The organism is Mariniflexile soesokkakense (assembly GCF_039650365.1).
Classification (GTDB): Bacteria; Bacteroidota; Bacteroidia; order Flavobacteriales; family Flavobacteriaceae; genus Mariniflexile; species Mariniflexile soesokkakense.
The window spans coordinates 512,174-531,716 of sequence record NZ_JAZHYP010000003.1; the positions used below are offsets into that span (position 1 = coordinate 512,174).

General features: G+C 34.2%; 18 protein-coding genes. 8 read left to right on the forward strand and 10 right to left on the reverse strand.

Annotation, left to right across the window (positions count from 1 at the left end; genetic code table 11):
* Positions 1-4: 4 nt before the first annotated feature.
* The 7 genes from trhO (at position 5) to VP395_RS09050 (ending at position 7,118) form a co-directional block, all read left to right on the forward strand.
* Complete coding sequence (trhO, locus tag VP395_RS09020; RefSeq protein ID WP_346241658.1) at positions 5-1,075, forward strand: oxygen-dependent tRNA uridine(34) hydroxylase TrhO; 1,071 nt, start codon at positions 5-7, stop codon at positions 1,073-1,075.
* 17 nt (positions 1,076-1,092) lie between these two features.
* A complete protein-coding gene (locus VP395_RS09025) occupies positions 1,093-1,413 on the forward strand; it encodes a DUF6984 family protein (protein ID WP_346241659.1) in 321 nt (106 codons plus the stop codon).
* A gap of 137 nt (positions 1,414-1,550) precedes the next feature.
* Entirely contained in the window at positions 1,551-2,816 is a 1,266-nt protein-coding gene (locus tag VP395_RS09030; protein ID WP_346241660.1) for a PSP1 domain-containing protein, read from the forward strand.
* Complete coding sequence (locus VP395_RS09035; protein ID WP_346241661.1) at positions 2,803-3,297, forward strand: gliding motility lipoprotein GldH; 495 nt, start codon at positions 2,803-2,805, stop codon at positions 3,295-3,297. The genes VP395_RS09030 and VP395_RS09035 overlap by 14 nt, the downstream gene beginning before the upstream one ends.
* A gap of 49 nt (positions 3,298-3,346) precedes the next feature.
* Entirely contained in the window at positions 3,347-5,674 is a 2,328-nt protein-coding gene (locus VP395_RS09040; RefSeq protein WP_346241662.1) for a penicillin-binding protein 1A, read from the forward strand.
* An 85-nt stretch (positions 5,675-5,759) separates the two neighbouring features.
* Complete coding sequence (locus VP395_RS09045) at positions 5,760-6,461, forward strand: CoA transferase subunit A (protein ID WP_346241663.1); 702 nt, start codon at positions 5,760-5,762, stop codon at positions 6,459-6,461.
* A gap of 3 nt (positions 6,462-6,464) precedes the next feature.
* Positions 6,465-7,118, forward strand: coding sequence for a 3-oxoacid CoA-transferase subunit B (locus tag VP395_RS09050; protein ID WP_346241664.1), 654 nt, complete (start codon positions 6,465-6,467; stop codon positions 7,116-7,118).
* A gap of 302 nt (positions 7,119-7,420) precedes the next feature.
* On the opposite strand, the gene VP395_RS09055 is transcribed toward VP395_RS09050, so the two are convergent.
* From VP395_RS09055 to hemB, 6 genes are all read right to left on the reverse strand, one after another.
* Positions 7,421-9,100 carry an ABC transporter ATP-binding protein gene (locus VP395_RS09055; RefSeq protein ID WP_346241665.1) on the reverse strand — a complete coding sequence of 560 codons (1,680 nt, stop codon included), beginning with the start codon at positions 9,098-9,100 and terminating at the stop codon, positions 7,421-7,423.
* 73 nt (positions 9,101-9,173) lie between these two features.
* Positions 9,174-9,887, reverse strand: coding sequence for a 3'-5' exonuclease (locus VP395_RS09060; protein WP_346241666.1), 714 nt, complete (start codon positions 9,885-9,887; stop codon positions 9,174-9,176).
* Positions 9,884-11,035, reverse strand: coding sequence for a serine hydrolase domain-containing protein (locus tag VP395_RS09065; RefSeq protein ID WP_346241667.1), 1,152 nt, complete (start codon positions 11,033-11,035; stop codon positions 9,884-9,886). The genes VP395_RS09060 and VP395_RS09065 overlap by 4 nt, the downstream gene beginning before the upstream one ends.
* Before the next feature lie 66 nt (positions 11,036-11,101).
* A complete protein-coding gene (locus VP395_RS09070) occupies positions 11,102-11,575 on the reverse strand; it encodes a methylated-DNA--[protein]-cysteine S-methyltransferase (RefSeq protein WP_346241794.1) in 474 nt (157 codons plus the stop codon).
* A 1-nt stretch (position 11,576) separates the two neighbouring features.
* The gene (locus tag VP395_RS09075) at positions 11,577-12,662 is read right to left on the reverse strand and encodes a CNNM domain-containing protein (protein WP_346241668.1); all 1,086 of its coding nucleotides are present in this window, start codon (positions 12,660-12,662) and stop codon (positions 11,577-11,579) included.
* Between the two features lie 22 nt (positions 12,663-12,684).
* Complete coding sequence (gene hemB, locus VP395_RS09080) at positions 12,685-13,674, reverse strand: porphobilinogen synthase (protein ID WP_346241669.1); 990 nt, start codon at positions 13,672-13,674, stop codon at positions 12,685-12,687.
* Between the two features lie 45 nt (positions 13,675-13,719).
* Here hemB and VP395_RS09085 point away from each other — a divergent pair, with 45 nt between their 5' ends.
* Entirely contained in the window at positions 13,720-16,347 is a 2,628-nt protein-coding gene (locus tag VP395_RS09085) for a DEAD/DEAH box helicase family protein (RefSeq protein WP_346241670.1), read from the forward strand.
* 35 nt (positions 16,348-16,382) lie between these two features.
* On the opposite strand, the gene VP395_RS09090 is transcribed toward VP395_RS09085, so the two are convergent.
* From VP395_RS09090 to hemE, 4 genes are all read right to left on the reverse strand, one after another.
* A complete protein-coding gene (locus VP395_RS09090) occupies positions 16,383-16,769 on the reverse strand; it encodes a YchJ family protein (protein WP_346241671.1) in 387 nt (128 codons plus the stop codon).
* A 1-nt stretch (position 16,770) separates the two neighbouring features.
* Entirely contained in the window at positions 16,771-17,673 is a 903-nt protein-coding gene (gene hemF, locus VP395_RS09095; RefSeq protein ID WP_346241672.1) for an oxygen-dependent coproporphyrinogen oxidase, read from the reverse strand.
* A 111-nt stretch (positions 17,674-17,784) separates the two neighbouring features.
* On the reverse strand, positions 17,785-18,525 hold the full coding sequence (locus VP395_RS09100) for an EI24 domain-containing protein (RefSeq protein WP_346241673.1): 741 nt from the start codon (positions 18,523-18,525) through the stop codon (positions 17,785-17,787).
* The gene (hemE, locus tag VP395_RS09105; protein WP_346241674.1) at positions 18,518-19,543 is read right to left on the reverse strand and encodes a uroporphyrinogen decarboxylase; all 1,026 of its coding nucleotides are present in this window, start codon (positions 19,541-19,543) and stop codon (positions 18,518-18,520) included. Before hemE ends, VP395_RS09100 begins: the two co-directional genes overlap by 8 nt.

Below are 19,543 nucleotides of genomic sequence, written 5' to 3' on the forward strand. Positions count from 1 at the left end.
TAGCATGCAACTGTACAATAAATTAAGCGCAAAAGAAAGAGCCGAATTAATCGACCAAGCAGGAAAAAAACGCTTGACGCTTTCTTTTTACCAGTACGCTAAAATTGAAAATCCACAAATTTTTAGAGACCATTTATTTTTAACTTGGGATGCCTTAGAGGTATTGGGTAGAATTTACGTAGCCACAGAAGGCATTAACGGGCAACTTTCATTACCAGCGGACCGCTTTAACGAGTTTAAAGCGCATTTAGATACGATTGATTTTTTAAAAGATATCCGATTAAATATTGCCGTAGAGCAATACAATAAATCGTTTTTAAAGTTGAAGGTAAAAGTGCGAAATAAAATTGTATCCGATGGATTAGATGATGATACGTTTGATGTTACCAACAAAGGCATTCATTTGGCAGCGGAAGATTTCAACAAATTTATTGAAGATGAAAACACGGTTTTGGTTGACATGCGGAACCATTACGAAAGTGAAATAGGCCATTTTAAAAACGCCATTACACCCGATGTTGATACGTTTAGAGATTCTTTAGATATTATTGAAGAAGATTTAAAAGACCATAAAGAAGATAAAAATTTGGTAATGTACTGCACAGGTGGAATACGTTGTGAAAAAGCCAGTGCCTACTTTAAGCACAAAGGTTTTAAAAATGTCTATCAACTTGAAGGCGGCATTATTGAATATACAAGACAAGTAAACGAACAAAATATAGAAAATAAGTTTTTAGGAAAAAACTTTGTGTTTGATGATAGACGCGCTGAAAAAATTAGTGATGATATTATTGCTAGTTGCCACCAATGCGGAGAACCTTTTGATGTGCATACCAATTGCGCCAACGAAGCTTGCCATTTATTATTTATTCAATGCCCAAAATGCAAAGAAGAAATGGAAAATTGCTGTTCTACAACGTGTATGGAAATAAACCGATTACCATACGAAGAGCAGAAGGAACTGCGTAAAGGACAGGGCAATAGCAACGATATCTTTAAAAAAGGACGCGCAGATCATCTGCCGCATAAAAAGGATTTAAGAAATATTTTCGACCATTTTCAGAAGTCTAAATGATATCTTAAAGAGATTAAATGAGAATTTTAAAAGATAAAGAAATAGAATTAATCGAATTTTTAACTGATAGTAAATTCGAAATACCTCATATCGTTCGTGATTTGAATGATGGAAAAATGGGTTCTATTTCTTTTGATATTGAAGATAAGTGGTCTAGGTGTGATCAAATTGCTGCAGCTCAATTTATAGATGAAGATGGAATATTGGTTGATGTTGAATTAACAAGCAATATAAATGGGGGTTTATTTGAATTGGATTTTTGGAAAGTAGATTTTAGTTCTCTGGTTTCTTTTCCAAATATTGAAAAAGTAAAAAGGAAAATACAAACCACTAAATAATGATTCTTTTCTTTCTTTTATCTTAAAAATTCTTTGCTACAAGTCTTTAGAATAATCTTATCTTTACATTTTAAAAGAATTATGAACCTTCTTCCGTTAAAGCTTTGGCTTTAATCGGAATCAATATATAAAAACTTATGGCTTGTAACAGTTGTTCAACTGGTAAAGACGGTCAACCTAAAGGATGCAAAAATAATGGCACTTGCGGAACGGATAGTTGTAATAAGCTAACCGTGTTCGATTGGCTTGCCAATATGTCGCTTCCTAACGGAGAAAAGCCGTTTAATTGGGTTGAAGTCCGTTTTAAAAATGGTAGAAAAGAATACTATCACAATACCGAAAATTTAACATTAAGTATTGGTGATGTAGTAGCTACACAAGCACAATCTGGTCATGATATAGGTATGGTTACCCTTGCGGGGGAATTGGTGCGCGTTCAAATGAAGCGCAAAAACATTTCAGAAACTCCCGAAGAAATTTTAAAAATTTACCGAAAAGCAAGTCAAAAAGACATTGATATTTGGAAAGACGCCCGCGAAAAAGAAGAACCCATGAAGGTGCGTGCACGTCAATTTGCGATTGACTTAAAGTTGCAAATGAAAATTTCCGACATCGAATTTCAAGGCGATGCCAGTAAAGCCACTTTTTATTATACAGCCGAAGAACGTGTCGATTTTAGAGAACTTATCAAGGTGTTTGCACGTGAGTTTAGAACCCGTATTGAGATGAAACAAGTTGGGTTTCGTCAAGAAGCTTCAAGACTTGGTGGTATTGGCTCATGTGGGCGCGAGTTATGTTGCTCTACATGGTTAACAGATTTCCGTTCTGTAAGCACATCGGCTGCCCGTTATCAGCAACTATCATTAAATCCGTTAAAATTAGCAGGACAATGTGGTAAGCTAAAATGTTGTTTAAATTATGAATTGGATAGCTATTTAGATGCGTTAAAAGGATTTCCTAAAACGGAAATAAAACTTCAAACCGAAAAAGGTGCAGCCGTGTGCCAAAAAACAGATATTTTCAAAGGTCATATGTGGTATGCATATGAAGGCGAATGGGCAAATTGGCATAAAATAACTACAGTACAAGCAAACGAAATTATTGCGTTAAACAAGAAAAACCAAAAGGTTGTAAGTTTAGAGGAGTATGCTTTAGAAGTAACCGAAGATACTAAAACCGAATTTGAAAACGTTGTAGGTCAAGATAGTTTAACACGTTTTGATAGTCCAAAACCTAATAAAAAACGTAGAAACAATAAGCGAAAAGCTAATCAAGGAAATAATAAAAGCACTACAACTATACCAGAAAACAATACAAACCAAGGTAAAGGTGCTAAAAAGAGTAATAATAGAAGCAAAAACAATCGAAAAAAACCTCAAAACACCAAAAATGTTGAGAAATAGTTTGCTATTATTTTTATTAATAATTTCTTTTGTGTTTACATCTTGTGACCCTAATCGAGTTTTCGATGTGTATCAGCCCATACCAAACAAATGGCATAAAGACTCTGTTGTTACTTTTAATATTAAAGTGCCAGACTCTACAAACGCTTACAATTTGTTCATTAATTTAAGAAATACAAATGTCTATAAGTACAATAATATATTTCTAATTGTTGAAATGGTTTTTCCACATGGGAAAACAGTAAAAGACACCTTAGAATATAAAATGGCCGACCCATCTGGCAAACTTTTAGGCATTGGGCTAACCGATATTAAAGAGAATAAACTTTGGTATAAAGAGCAGGTGGTTTTTAAAGAAAAAGGAGAGTATGTAGTTAATATTCAACAGGCCATGAGAGAAAACGGAAAAGTAAATGGTGTTGTTGAGCTTGAAGGGATTACCGATGTGGGTTTTAGAATTGAAAAACCTATTAAAAAATAACACCCAATTTTAAATACTTAAGACGCTTACAACTTAAGACACTTAAACTATGGCAACAAAAAAGCAAACCCCAAAAAATCAAGACTTTTCAAAATATATCCGTTGGTTTTGGATGCTATTTGCAGGAGGGATTCTATTTGCAATACTCATGTTTTTATTTGCTTCTTGGGGTCTTTTTGGCGAAATGCCAGACCATACGGTTTTAGAAAATCCGAAAACAAATTTAGCAACTGAAATTATTTCTTCTGACGGAAAAACTTTAGGCAAGTTTTATTTAAACGATAATAGAACACCCGTTGAGTATGAAGAGTTACCACAGCATTTAGTAGAAGCTTTATTAGCTACTGAAGATGCGCGTTTTCACGAGCATTCTGGTATTGATGCCTTTGGTACGTTAAGGGCTATTGTCAAACTGGGTAGTGGTGGTGGAGCCAGTACCATATCACAGCAATTGGCTAAACAGTTGTTTCATGGTGAAGGTTCTAAAAACAAGTTGGGCAGGATGACCCAAAAAATTAAAGAGTGGATTATTGCCACTCGTTTAGAACGTCAATACACCAAAGAAGAAATTATTGCCCAGTATTTTAATATTTATGATTTTTTAAATAACGCCGATGGTATTAGAAGTGCCGCCAGAATTTATTTTGGTAAAGAACCCAAAGATTTAGATTTAAAAGAATCAGCCATGTTGGTAGGGATGTTTAAGAATTCATCATTATTCAACCCTAGAAAGCGTCCAGAGCTAACAAGAGAAAGAAGAAATGTGGTGTTGGCGCAAATGGAAAAATATGATTTTATAGATAACAAAGTTAAAGACTCCCTTCAAAAAACAGATTTAGATTTAAACTATTCTCCAGAATCGCATCGCGAAGGTATTGCCACTTATTTTAGAACTTATTTAGATGGCTTTATGAAAGATTGGATAAAAAACAATCCAAAACCAGATGGGACTAAATATAATTTATACAACGACGGATTAAAAGTTTATACTACTATTGATTCTCGTATGCAAACATATGCTGAAGATGCAGTAGTACAGCACATGTCTAGGTTGCAAGCTGCATTTTTTAGCCAAAACACACCTCAAAGAAATCCCACAGCACCATTTATAGATTTATCAAAAGATGAAATAGATGTATTGTTAAGAAATGCTATGAAGCAATCAGAGCGTTGGAGAAAAATGAAATATGATTTAGGTAAATCTGATAAAGAAATTGAAGCATCGTTTTACAAACCTACCGAAATGGCTGTTTTTGCTTGGAGAAAGGGAAAAGCTACAGAGATAGATACACTTATGAAACCCATCGATTCTATACGTTACTATAAATCGTTTTTAAGAACAGGTATGATGGCTATGGATCCACAAACTGGGTATGTAAAAGCTTGGGTTGGCGGGATTAATTACAGACATTTTCAATACGATATGGTTAAACAAGGAAAGAGACAAGTAGGTTCTACCTTCAAACCATTTGTTTATGCCACAGCTATAGACCAATTGCATTATTCCCCTTGCGATGTATTTCCAGACACGCCTTTCTGCATAGAAAAGGGAAAATATGGAAATATAGAAGATTGGTGCCCTAAAAATTCTGGCGGCGATTATGGTGGCTCAAGAACTTTAAAAGATGCGTTGGCAAACTCTGTAAACACTATTACGGCCAGATTAATGGATAAAGTTGGACCACGACCAGTAATAGATTTAGTTAAGAAATTAGGTATAGAATCTAATATTCCTGCGGTACCATCTATCGCTTTAGGAACGGCAGATTTAAGTATTTACGAAATGGTAGGTGCTTATGCATCATTTGCGAACAAAGGTGTTTACACAAAACCGGTAATGGTTACCACTATTGAAGATAAAAACGGAACTATTCTGTATCAATTTAAACCAGAAACGCGCGATGTTTTAGGGGATGAAGAGGCGTATGTAACCGTTAAACTTTTAGAGGGTGTTACCCAATTTGGTTCTGGTGCCAGATTGAGAAGAACAGGTGCGCCCGACCAATTTTACAAAGAAGTTATTACAGGGTATCCGTATGGATTTACTAATCCTATTGCAGGAAAAACTGGAACCACACAAAACCAGAGTGATGGATGGTTTATGGGTATGGTACCAAATTTAGTTACAGGTGTTTGGGTAGGTGCCGAAGATAGAGCCGCTCATTTTAGGTCTATTTTATACGGACAGGGAGCTTCTATGGCATTACCAATTTGGGGACTATTTATGAAAAATTGTTATGACGATAAGACATTAGATGTTTCTACAGGTAATTTTGAAGTGCCTTCAAATCTGTCCATTAATGTAGATTGTTCAAGAGTGTCTGAAACCCCAAATGGTGCCGGCTCTGGCGGTACACCAGACGATTTAAATTTTTAAATTTTTCTTAATAAAAATGAAAAGCCATTCTTTTTAGAATGGCTTTTTTATTTCGTATTTTTAAAAAGCAAAAAATGATTTAAGAATGATTAATAAAAAAGTTGCCAATGTTGAAGAAGCTCTTCAGGGAGTATTAGATAATATGACCTTTATGCTAGGTGGTTTTGGGCTTAGTGGTATTCCAGAAAATGCCATTGCTCAATTAGTAAAACTAGGTGTAAAAGGGTTAACATGTATTTCTAACAATGCTGGTGTAGATGACTTTGGTTTGGGTTTACTGCTTCAAAAGCATCAAATAAAAAAAATGATATCGTCATATGTAGGCGAAAATGATGAATTTGAGCGCCAAATGCTTTCTGGGGAATTAGATGTTGAACTCATCCCACAAGGTACTTTAGCCGAACGTTGTCGAGCAGCTCAAGCAGGTTTTCCAGCCATTTATACGCCTGCGGGATATGGAACTGAAGTTGCAGAAGGTAAAGAAACTCGCGAGTTTGATGGTAAAATGTACGTATTGGAGCTTGCTTTTAAAGCCGATTTCTCTTTTGTTAAAGCATGGAAAGGGGATGCGGCAGGCAATTTAATATTTAAAGGAACTGCTAGAAATTTCAACCCCGTTATGTGTGGCGCTGCTAAAATTACGGTTGCTGAAGTTGAAGAATTGGTGCCTCTAGGAAATTTAGACCCCAACCAAATTCATATTCCAGGTATTTTTGTACAACGTATTTTCCAAGGTGAGAATTATGAAAAGCGTATTGAGCAACGAACTGTTAGAAAAAAAGATTGAAGCATGTTAGATAAAACAGGTATAGCAAAGCGAATAGCCAAAGAGGTAAAAAACGGTTATTATGTAAATTTAGGCATAGGAATCCCAACTTTAGTAGCTAATTATGTGCGCAATGATATTGAAGTTGAGTTCCAAAGTGAAAATGGCGTTTTAGGAATGGGACCATTTCCTTTTGAAGGAGAAGAAGATGCCGATATTATTAATGCAGGTAAGCAAACCATTACAACATTACCCGGTGCCAGTTTTTTCGACTCCGCCCTGAGTTTTTCTATGATTCGAGGCAAGCATGTAGATTTAACCATTTTAGGCGCGATGGAGGTTGCCCAAAATGGTGATATAGCCAATTGGAAGATACCGGGACGCATGGTTAAAGGCATGGGTGGTGCTATGGATTTAGTAGCCAGTGCCGAGAATATTATTGTGGCTATGATGCACACTAATAAAGCAGGGGAATCAAAATTATTAAAGCAATGTACCCTACCATTAACCGGAATTGGTTGTGTAAAAAAAATTGTTACAAATTTAGCTGTTTTAGAAGTAACACAAAACGGGTTTAAACTTTTAGAACGCGCTCCAGGAATTTCGGTAGAAGACATTAAAAAAGCTACTGAAGGTACTTTAATTATAGAAGGTGATATTCCTGAAATGCTTATATGAATTGGCTAAACAAAAGCTAAATTCAGTTTAGAATCGATTAAATGTTAAAAATAAATGTATTACATCGATTTTTTATGTTTTTTAACCGATTTAATGAAAAATTATTTCATATTAGCAGTCCCCAATGAAACCAAACAAAATAAATAGATTTCCCCAAATCTACCATAAACTTGAAGCCTATGAATTTTGCAACAAATCTACCTGAAGAACCTACGTTTAACGAGAGTAAATTCAAAGAAACAGTTCGTGAGAATTTACGTTTTATCAAAAGTTTAATGTATTTAACTAAAAAATTATTTATGCTATAATCCTTTAGGAATAGCGTCAATTAGTTTTTTAGTATAGACAGTTTTGGGCGAGCTGTAAATAATATCAGCATCGTCCAATTCTTCTATTTTTCCTTGGTTCATTACTAGTAATTGGTCACTCATATATTTTACCACAGCCAAATCGTGCGATATAAAAATATAGGTAAAGCCAAAACTTTCTTTAAGATTATTTAACAAGTTTAAAACTTGTGCTTGAACCGATATATCTAAAGCAGAAACAGACTCATCACATACAATAAGCTTTGGTTGTAGGGCAATAGTTCTAGCAATGCCAATACGTTGTCTTTGTCCGCCAGAAAATTCATGAGGATAGCGATTAAAATACTCTTCAGACAAGCCTACTTTATTTAAAATCTCAATTGTTTTTTCTTTACGTTCTTCATCTGAATTGTACAATTTATGAACAATCATAGGCTCCATAATAGCTTCGCCCACTGGTATTCTGGGGTTTAGTGAGGAATATGGATCTTGAAAAATAATCTGAATGTCCTTTCGAAGTTTTTTTATCTCATGATTTGATAGTTTTGTAATATCAATGCCGTTGTACAAAATTTGTCCTGCTGTGGCTTTATCCAATTGAAGAATGGCATTTCCTAAAGTCGATTTTCCGCAGCCAGATTCTCCAACCAATCCTAAAGTTTCTCCTTGGAACAATTTAAAACTAATGTTATTTACAGCTTTAAAAGATTGTGGTTTGGAAAACCAACCCGATTTTGATAAATATTCCTTTTCAACATTAATTACTTCCAATAAAGGAGGTTTACTGTATAGTTTTTCGTGTTTTAGTTGGCGATCTTCTGAAGTTATAATATCAGTTTTAGTAATATTATTTAAATAATCTTTAATAGTTGGCAACGTTTTTAACCGTGTATTTAAAGAAGGGCGCGAATTAATAAGTGCTTTTGTATACAGGTGTTTAGGGTTTTTAAAAATGGTGTAAACCTCACCTTGTTCAACAATATCGCCCTTGTACATTACTAAAACTCGGTTTGCTATTTCAGAGATTAAAGACAAATCGTGCGTAATAAAAATGATGCTCATTTTTGTTTCGACTTGTAGCTCCTTTAACAACTGTATGATGTTTTTTTGTACGGTAACATCCAAGGCGGTTGTAGGTTCATCTGCAATCAGAATGTCAGGTTTGCAGCTAATGGCCATAGCTATCATAACCCGTTGTTTTTGCCCACCCGAAATTTCATGTGGGTAGACGTTATAAACACGTTCGGGATTCGGTAATTTTACTTTTTCAAAAAGCAAAAGTGTTTCGGTTTTTACTTCTTGTTTTGATAAATTAGTGTGCTGTAATAAAATTTCTTGTACCTGTTTCCCACAAGTCATAGATGGATTTAAAGAACTCATAGGTTCTTGAAAAATCATCGCTATCTTTTTTCCACGTATGTTTTGAAATGCTTTTGGCGACAATGTTGTTAAGTCTTCATTATTATAAAAAATGTTTCCAGATGTTATTTTTGATATTTTCTTTGGAAGCAAACCTAAAATGGCCAATGAAGATACCGATTTGCCAGAACCCGATTCGCCCACAATACCTAAAATTTCATTTTGGTTTAATTGATAGGAAATATTATGGATTACTTCATTTTTACCAAATGAAATAGAAAGATTGTTAATTGATAAAATGGTGTTTTGAGGCATTCTGTATTAAATGGTATAGTTACTTTTTTATTTTGAAAAGACCTCACAGGTTTTCAAAACCCGTGAAATCTTATTATATATGAATAATTTCGTTTTCGTTAAGAATGTCATCTCCACGTAAACGTAAAAATATTTGGGCCACGGCAATGGTGTCTTTTTCGCAATAAATCACAATACGGTCAATTTCATTTTCTTCATAAAAAACCCTATAAACCTCACTGCCATCAATATCATCTTTTGGTGATGGAATGCCTAAAACATTGGTTAGTAGTTTTAGTGATGTATAGGTTTTGTAATCGCCAAATTTCCACAATTCTAGAGTATCTAAATGTGGTACTTCCCATGGTTTTTTACCAAATAGATTCAGCTTGCTGGGGAGTTCTATATTATTAATGATCATGCGACGTGCTATGTACGGAAAGTCGAATTCCTTTCCATTATGTGCACAAAGTAAATGTTTTGTTTCATTATAATGTGAGGATAGCAAATTTTTAAAATCTTTTAAAATTTTAATTTCATTACCATAAAAAGAGGTCACTCTAAATTGCCTAATGTCTCCTTTAAACGTGAAATAACCAACCGATATGCATACTATTTTACCAAATTCAGCCCAAATACCTGCACGTTCGTAAAAATCTTCCGCAGTCTCATCTTCCTTTCTTTGGTATTTCGATTTATGTTCCCACAGTGCTTGTTTGGTGACATCCAATTCAGAAAAATATTGAACTTCCGGAACGGTTTCAATATCTAAAAATAGTATGTTTTCTAAATGGAGTTTTGATATCATTTTTCAAGCATTTTATAGGCTTCTTCAATATAAACGGGGATATCTTGTGTAAACGAGCCAACTTCTTTATTATTTCCTTTTGAATGACCTAACCTTACTATAATAATATTGTCATTAGGCTCTACAATAACATACTGCCCAAGATGCCCGCGCATCAAAAAAAAGTTCTTGCCGTTTTGTTGTTTTAACCACCAGCCATAGCCGTATTGTGGACTTTCAGGAAAACGGGGTTTAATGGATTTTGCTACAAAAGCAGAATCTAAAATTTGTTTACCATCCCATTTACCAAAGTCTTTATAAAGTTTTCCAAAACGCGCAAAATCTTTGGCATTACTGGCAATACAACAATATGCTTTTACTAAATCATGATTTTCACTATCTACCTGCCAAAGGGTTTCGTTTTCGCATTCTAAAGGCTTCCAAAATGATTCTTCTAAATACTTATACATTTTTTTGCCGGTTGCTTTTTCAATAACCATAGCAAGCATTTGGGTATCGCCACTAGAATATTTGAATTTTTTTCCTGGTTCTTCTTCAACTTTTAATCCAAGCATTACTTTTTCTAAATCATCATCAAAGTAAGCACGTGTAACAATTGAAAATGGTGAATAATACTTTTCATCCCATGTGGTACCAGATGCCATGCTTGACAAATCGCCAACAGTCATTTTTGCTGCAAAGCCTTCATTAAAAGTTGGTAAGAAATCGCTAACAGGCTGATCTAAACTTTTTATGTAACCTTCTTGAATGGCTTTAAACATAAGTCCAGAGACATAGCTTTTTGCCATAGAAAACGAATTACTTTTTGAGTCTTCACCAAAACCATCATAATAGTTTTCAAACCAAATACTATCATTTTTTATAATAACGTAAGCTATGGTACCGTTTGCTTTATTTATCTGATTAAGTGCCCCTGTTTCTTTTGCGGTATTATAATCTTTATGCTTTGACCAAGGTTTGGGTGTTCCGTTTTCAACGGTTCTGTTTTCAAACTTTTTGTAGTCCTCTAGATATGCGGTTGTGTACCCTTGTAAATATATTGTTCTTACGGCTTTAATTAAGTAATCGGTGTCGGTAATGTAAAGTGTAATAATTATTAATCCGAATAGAATAAGAATCCATTTAAAGAGGTTTTTAAGGTATTTCATTTGAGTACGTTTAGTTGAAATAAATATAGGAAATATTTTATGTATTTGTACTTTTGATTGATAAACCTAAAAAAGCGATTGCTGTTTGTATGGGCTTTCGTGTTCCAGTAACCATTGTTTACGGTGCAAACCTCCTGCATATCCTGTTAAACTGCCATCACTACCAATAACACGGTGACAAGGGACTATTATCCATAACGGATTTTTGCCATTGGCATTAGCAACCGCACGAATGGCATTTACATCACCTAACTGTTTTGATAAATCTAAATATGAAATGGTTTTTCCATACGAAATTTGCTCGAGGTGTTTCCAAACTATTTTTTGAAAATTGGTGCCTTCTGGATTTAATTTTAGGTCGAATTGCTTACGCGACCCTTCAAAATACTCGTTGAGTTGAAACACGCAATCTTCTAATTCGGCAGGAATAATATCGGTTGTTTTTTCTTCAGAATTAAGAATAATTACTGAGGATATTCCTTCAGCATCACCAACAATTTTGATAAAACCTAATGGTGATTTGATGATGCAGGCTTCCATTTTAGTTGGTTCTGTTTTTATCGTCAATGATACCTAGGCGTTTAGCGCGTATTTCCCAGCTTTTTCGTGCTAAAAGCTGAAGGTCTGATACGTTGTCGCTTTCGTCCATAATTTCTAAGCCTAACAGGGTCTCAATAACGTCTTCCATAGTAACAATACCGCTAACAGATCCGTATTCATCAACCACTAAAGCCATATGGTTTCGGCTTTCAACCAATTTTTCGAAAAGACTTGGAATGGGTAACTTTCTATGGACCACAATAATATTTCGCATAAGTTCGGATAATTTTTTATGGCCATTATCAAGCGCCATTTCTTTAAAAATTTCATCCTTTAGTACAAGTCCTTTTATATTATCTTCATTTTCTTCATAAATAGGAATTCTTGAAAAGCGAAGATTAAGGTTTCTGTTAAAAAAATCTTCTACGGTTGTATTTTGATTCTCTGTTTGTATAACGGTACGGGGCGTCATGACATCTTTTGCGTAGATGTCTTTAAATGTGAGCAAGTTTTTAATTATTTTGCTTTCGTTTTCTTGAAAAACACCTTCTTGTTGAGCTATATCGGTCATCAAGATGAAGTTTTCCCTATTTAAAACGCTGCCGTGTCCTTTACCGCCTATAAGCTTCGTTGTTAATTGAAGTAGCCACAAAACCCCTGTCCATTTTAAAGGAAATATTAAAACCGTTAAAGCCTTAGCTGTAAAGTTTACTAAATTTTCCCAATAAGTAGCTCCAATGGTTTTTGGTATAATCTCCGAAGCAATTAGTATTAAAAATGTCATAATGGCCGAAACAACTCCAACCGTATTTATGCCAAAAAATTCTATTTTATATGGTAGTTTTTCTGCTTCAATACCTACCATCATGGCGCCTAAGGTATGTGCAATGGTATTTAATGTAAGAATTGTAATTAACGGCTTATCTATATCTTTTTTTAGTGTTTCCAGTGTATGCGCGTAGATTTTGCCTTCTTGTTTTTTTAGGTTTAAAAAGGTTGGTGTAACGCTTAATAAAACAGCCTCAAGAATGGAACACAAAAAGGAAAAGAAAACGGAAATGGTTGCCCAAAAGATTAAAGTGTTCATTAAAATAGATTTAAATGTGAAATTACGAAATTAATTTCACAACATCTTTAGCAAAATAACTTGCAATTACATCGGCTCCGGCACGTTTAATGGCTGTAATTTGTTCCATTACTACGGCATCATGATCTAGCCAACCTTTTTCGGCAGCTGCTTTAAGCATGGCGTATTCACCAGAAACTTGATATACAGCAACAGGAACATCAACCGCATTTTTAATGTCGCGAACAATATCTAAATAGCATAAGCCTGGTTTTACCATAACAATATCGGCGCCTTCGTCTATATCCATTTCGGTTTCCCGAATGGCTTCAAAACGGTTGGCATAATCCATTTGATATGTTTTTTTGTCTTTTGGAATGTCAACCATATCTACAGGAGCAGAATCCAACGCATCACGAAACGGCCCATAAAAAGCTGAGGCGTATTTAGCCGAGTAACTCATAATACCCGTATTGATGAAGCCTTCGTCTTCCAAAGCTTCACGAATGGTTAAAATACGGCCATCCATCATATCACTAGGTGCTACAAAATCGGCACCAGCTTGTGCATGCGAAATGCTCATTTCTGCAAGAAAATCAACAGTTTTATCGTTTACTATGATGCCATTTTCAATAATGCCATCATGTCCGTAAGCAGAATAAGGATCCAGTGCTACATCAGTCATTACCAACATATCAGGGCATACATTTTTTACCGTTTTTATGGCGCGTTGCATCAATCCGTTAGGGTTTAAGGCTTCCTTACCTTTATTATCTTTTAAGTTGTCTGGCACTTTCACAAAAAGCAACACCGATTTTAAACCCATGTTCCAAAGTTCTTTTACTTCTTTTTCCAGTAAATCTAAACTGTAACGAAAGTAATTTGGCATCGATAGAATTTCATCTTTCACGCCTTTTCCTTCTACTACAAAAAGAGGTACTAAAAAATCGTTTGGAGAGATGATGGTTTCTCTAACTAAACTTCTTATAGTTTCGTTGGTTCTTAATCGTCTGTTTCTTCTAAAAGGATACATTGTTTTTCTATATTTGATTAAAAGATAAAAATACTAATTCTTTATATGCCCTTTAAAAAACTAGAATTTATTTTTCCTTGGCGAAGTTATCAAGAAAAATTCATAAATAATATTAATAAGCATATTGATGACAATCATTTGCACGTTGTTGCGCCACCTGGTTCTGGAAAAACAATTTTAGGTATTGAAATTATAAGACAAGTTGGTAAGAAGACATTGGTTTTGGCTCCAACCCTTACCGTTAGAAACCAATGGGAAAACAGATTACAAACATTTTTTATAAAAGATGGATTATATAACGACTTTTCCTTTGATATAAATAACCCAAAAGGAGTCACTTTTTCCACATATCAATCGTTACATTCCTTTTTTAAAAAATTTGAAGACAAAGCAGATTATTATGCTTTTTTTGAAAGTGAAAATATAGAAGCTATTGTTTTAGACGAAGCTCACCATTTAAAAAATGAATGGTGGAAATGTTTGATTGAATTAAAAAGAATAAATAATTTAACTATTGTGGCATTAACGGCAACACCACCTTATGATAGTGATGCTTTAGAAGTTTCAAAATATTTTAGTTTATGTGGTGAAATTGATGAAGAAATTGCAGTTCCTGAACTTGTAAAGGAAGGCGATTTGTGTCCCCACCAAGACTTTGTTTATTTTTCAAAACCAGAAGACAAAGAGATTAATTTCATTTTTGAGTATAGAATGAGAATCTCAGATTTTCTAGATGAATTGAAGCAAAATACAGCGTTTATAACATTTTTAAACAACCATCGATTTTTAAAATCAACTGAAACCTGCCTTAATGAAATTTATAGCAACCCAGAGTATTTTTCAGCTATATTAATTTTTTTGAATGCCATTTATCAAGAAATTCCAAAAGAGAAATTATACATTCTAGGTTTTGAAAAAAAGGACAAAGTGGAGTTCCCCGTTTTCACTAATGATTGGGCTGAGGTTTTATTTCAAAATTTAATTGTTTCAGACAGGTTAAATTTAATAGAAAATGAGCCGTTTTTAAATGATTTGGAAACGAAATTAAGACGATTAAATATATTTGAAAACAAGAAAGTTGATTTAGTTGGAAATTATCAATTGTACCGTTCATTATCCAATAGCCCAAGTAAGCTCAAAAGTATTGTTGCTATTATTTCAAATGAATATAAAAATTTAAAATCCGATTTACGAGCTGTAGTTTTAACCGATTATATAAAAAAAGAGTTTAAAACAACAGAAGATAAAGAGGTTAGTTTAATTGATAGACTTGGGGTTGTTCCCATTTTTCAACATCTAAGAACAAATTCAATTCCTAAAAAAGAAATTGCTGTTTTGACTGGAACTTTGGTTATTATTCATAAAAGTACCATTCAAACATTCGAGCAGTTTGAACCTATTGAAAAATATAGTTTTATTTCTTTTGAAACCGATTCAGAATATGTAGAAATAGTTCCAAAAGTTGGTGCAAATCATTTAGTGAATACCATTACTAAATTGTTTGAATTGGGTGAAATTAAAATTCTAATTGGCACTAAATCACTTTTAGGTGAAGGTTGGGATGCACCTTCCATAAATACATTGGTATTGGCGTCGTTTGTTGGTTCCTATGTGTCTTCCAACCAAATGCGTGGGCGTGCTATTAGAACGCAAAAAGGAAATTTACATAAAACAGGAAATATTTGGCATTTGGTGTGTTTGGACCCAACAGATTCTAAAGGAGGAAGGGATATAGAAGTTTTAACTAGAAGGTTTGATGCCTTTGTAGGAGTCTCAATCTCTGAAGAAAATTATATTGAAAGCGGCATTGGTAGATTGAATTTACCCAATATTTATAAGGATGTAACTATCGAATATTTAAATGAAAAAACGTTAAGTCAATCTAAAAAACGTGAAAATTTGAAAAATAAGTGGAAACATGCCATAGGAAAAGGCACAGGTATTTCCAGAGAAATAAAACAATATTATCCAGGAAAAGAACCGTACAACATTGAGAAAAATCAAGTTTTTAATGATGTGGTACGTTATAGCTTTTTAGAATTATCGGTGGCACTTTCGTTTTTTTTACCTCAGTTTTTAGTGAAAAACCTCAATGTTTTATTAACCAATGGTGTTATGGCTTTCATATATTCCTTATTAACAGCTTTGGGTTTGTCTTTTGGATGGAAAACATATAAATCCATAAAAAATTATATCCAATTTGGTTTGTTGCACAAAGATTTGAATAAGATTTCAAAAGCACTTTTAGATACGATGTATGATTTAAATTTGGTTTCAACCAATAAAGATGAAATTTTTCTGAGTACAGATATTCAGCCAAAGGGAGAAGTTGTATGTGCAATTAAGGGTGCAAGTGAAATGGAAAGTGCACTTTTTATAAATTCCCTTCAAGAAATTATTGAACCTATTAAAAACCCAAGATACTTAATTGTTAAAACGAATTGGTTTCGAAAAAACTTTGAAATTCAAAATTATTATTCAGTTCCAGAAATGTTTGGCGATAAAAAGAAGCGGTGCGAAGTATTTCTTAAAAACTGGAAAAATCAAGTAGGAGATTCAGAAGTTTTTTACACAAGACATCTGGAAGGACGCAAAAGATTATTAAAGGCAAGAATGTTTCATCTGTCAAATTCGTTTAATGAAACAACTAAAAAGGCAGTCATTTGGAATTAAGTTAAGCCACTTATAAATTAATTGGAAATGCGATGTTATTTACTTAACCCTAAATAGGTCCAATAATTGTTTTCTTTAAGAAAAGCTGATTTTTCATGAATCACTTCTACGATTCCGTTTTCATAAAAATAAGCATTAAATGTTACAGTTCCTTCGGTATCTTGTGGTTTTCCTTTTGAAGTTTCTAAAACTTCCAATTTAATCCATTGTACCGATTTTGCCCATTCAATTATACCCTTTTTATCTTTTATTGGTCTTGTTGATGAATGATGACTTTGCATTAAATAATCGCCATTTGCTAACACAAAACCAGAATATCTGGAACGCATTAACTGTTCTGCAGTTAAGGCTTGATTAATGTCGTTATGAATTTTTTCGCAACATTCTGAATATGGTTCTTTATTTCCGCAGTAGCAATTCATATTACACCCAATCTTTTGGTTTTTTCAATACCTCTAAAAGCTTTTCTTCATCACTTCCAGTTTCTGGTTGATGGTCGTAAACCCATTGCACGTACGGTGGTAAACTCATTAAAATACTTTCTATACGCCCGTTTGTTTTAAGTCCAAACAACGTGCCTTTATCATGCACTAAATTAAATTCTACATAGCGTCCACGACGAATTTCTTGCCAATCTCTTTGTTCTTTTGAAAAGGGTAAATTTTTTCGTTTCTCAATAATAGGGATGTAGCATTCTAGAAAACTATTACCTACTTCGGTTACAAAGTTGTACCAATTTTCCATGGTCATCGTTTCGGAAGCTTTACAATAATCGAAAAATAAACCGCCAACACCACGCGCTTCATTTCTATGAGCATTCCAAAAATACTCATCGCATTTTGCTTTGTATGTTTTATAGAATTCAGGATTGTGTTTGTCGCAAGCGGTTTTACAAATTTTGTGAAAGTGAATCGCATCTTCTTCAAACAGGTAATATGGTGTTAAATCCTGTCCGCCGCCAAACCAACTATCAATAATGTTACCTTGTTTATCATACATTTCGAAGTAACGCCAATTGGCATGAACCGTTGGCACCATGGGATTTCTTGGGTGCAATACCAAACTCAGTCCACAGGCAAAAAAATCGACATCGCCCACATTAAAATAAGTTTGCATTGATTTTGGTAATTTACCATTAACCCCGGAAATATTAACCCCACCTTTTTCAAAAACATGGCCATTTTCAATAACACGTGTACGTCCGCCGCCACCTTCTGTTCTTTCCCAAATATCTTCTTTAAATTGTGCTTTACCATCAACAGTTTCTAATTTTGAAGTGATGGTGTCTTGTAAAGTTTGTATGTATTGATAGAATTTATTTTTCATAGATAACGGTGGTTGACCTGCAAGGTTTTTATAATCTTGTGGGTCTGGAGTTTTTAAAACTACAAGGTCTTTGAGACTTTGCAGGTTATTTGTGATATTTTGGGTTGTATTTTAAGTTGTTTTTAATAGTTTTTTTATTGTTTCTGTTGAAGCCGCTGTAACCGAAAGCGGCAGCACTAAAATTACACCAATTACAGGAATTAATAAAAACAACATGAAAACAATACCGTTTCCAATAGCTAAACCACGATTTCTTTTAACGAATTGAATACTTTCATGGTATTTAAAATGGCGCTCTAGTGCGTAATCCATATTTCCAAACCCGGCATAATAGGCTTGTACTAAAAACAATAGAACCGTAGAAATGATGCCAATTACGGGGATAAAACCTAAAAGTAAAACAGGAATGGTTAACAGTAATTCTAAGCATAAATTTCTAACGTTAATTCTAATACCTCGCCAAAGTTGTTCTGTAAAGCTTGTTGTTCTATGGTTATGTTCTAAATCGGTAGTTAAATGTGCTTCAATTTTTTCTGAAACGGGACTCATAAACGGTGCCGATAGCGCCATTATGATGTGTTTATATAGTATTAATCCGAGGAGAATTATAAAAAAACCTCCTATAAAATTTCCAATAGTTGTGAATGTTTCTTTTCCCCAATCCCAAATCCATAATTTGGAAATGTAAAAACCTATATTATCTGAAAGACCATATGCTGAAATGCCAATTAAAAGCGCAATAACAAAACTAATTAACATAGGAATAGCAAAGAATTTCCAGAGTTTTAGTTCTGAAATTAAACTAAACGCTCCAAAATATGCTTTTATTCCTAAGGCTATGTTTTTAAGCATTATACTCTTTCACAGCATCTATAAAGGCTTGCGCATTTTCTAACGGAATGTTAGGTAAAATACCGTGGCCAAGGTTTACAATGTATTTGTCTTTGCCAAACTCATTAATCATTTGGTGTACCATTTTCTTGATTTCTGAAGGTGGCGATAACAAACGAGCAGGATCGAAATTGCCTTGAAGCGTGATGTTCCCACCAGTTAAATAGCGTGCATTTCTTGCAGAACAGGTCCAATCTACTCCTAAAGCAGAAGCGCCAGATTTAGCCATATCGTTTAGCGCAAACCAGCAACCTTTTCCAAAAGCAATTACGGGTGCATCGTCTTTTAACGCATCAATAATTTGTTGGATATATTGCCATGAAAACTCTTGATAATCTACGGGTGAAAGCATACCTCCCCATGAATCGAAAACCTGTACCGCATTACAACCTGCTTTTACTTTTTCTTTTAAGTAAGCAATGGTAGTGTCGGTTATTTTTTGCAATAAAGTGTGTGCCGCTACGGGGTTTGTAAAGCAAAATTCTTTGGCTTTATCGAAGGTTTTGCTGCCTTGACCTTGTACACAATAGCACAAAATTGTCCATGGTGAACCTGCAAAACCAATTAATGGAATGTCATCATTCAATAATTCTTTTGTGGCTTTTATGGCTTGGTACACGTAATCAAGAGCTTCTTTAACATCAGGCACAATAACATTTTCGACATCTTTTGATGTACGAATTGGGTTAGGTAAATAAGGACCAAAATTTGGTTTCATTTGCACCTCAATATTCATGGCCTGTGGTATTACCAAAATATCGCTAAATAAAATGGCGGCATCCATGCCATAACGGCGGATGGGTTGTACGGTAATTTCGCTGGCAATTTCGGGCGTTTGGCAACGGGTGAAGAAATCGTATTTCTCACGAAGTGCAATAAATTCTGGTAAATAGCGACCTGCTTGACGCATCATCCAAACGGGTGGACGTTGTACAGTTTCGCCTTTTAGTGCTCTTAAAAATAAATCGTTTTTAATCAT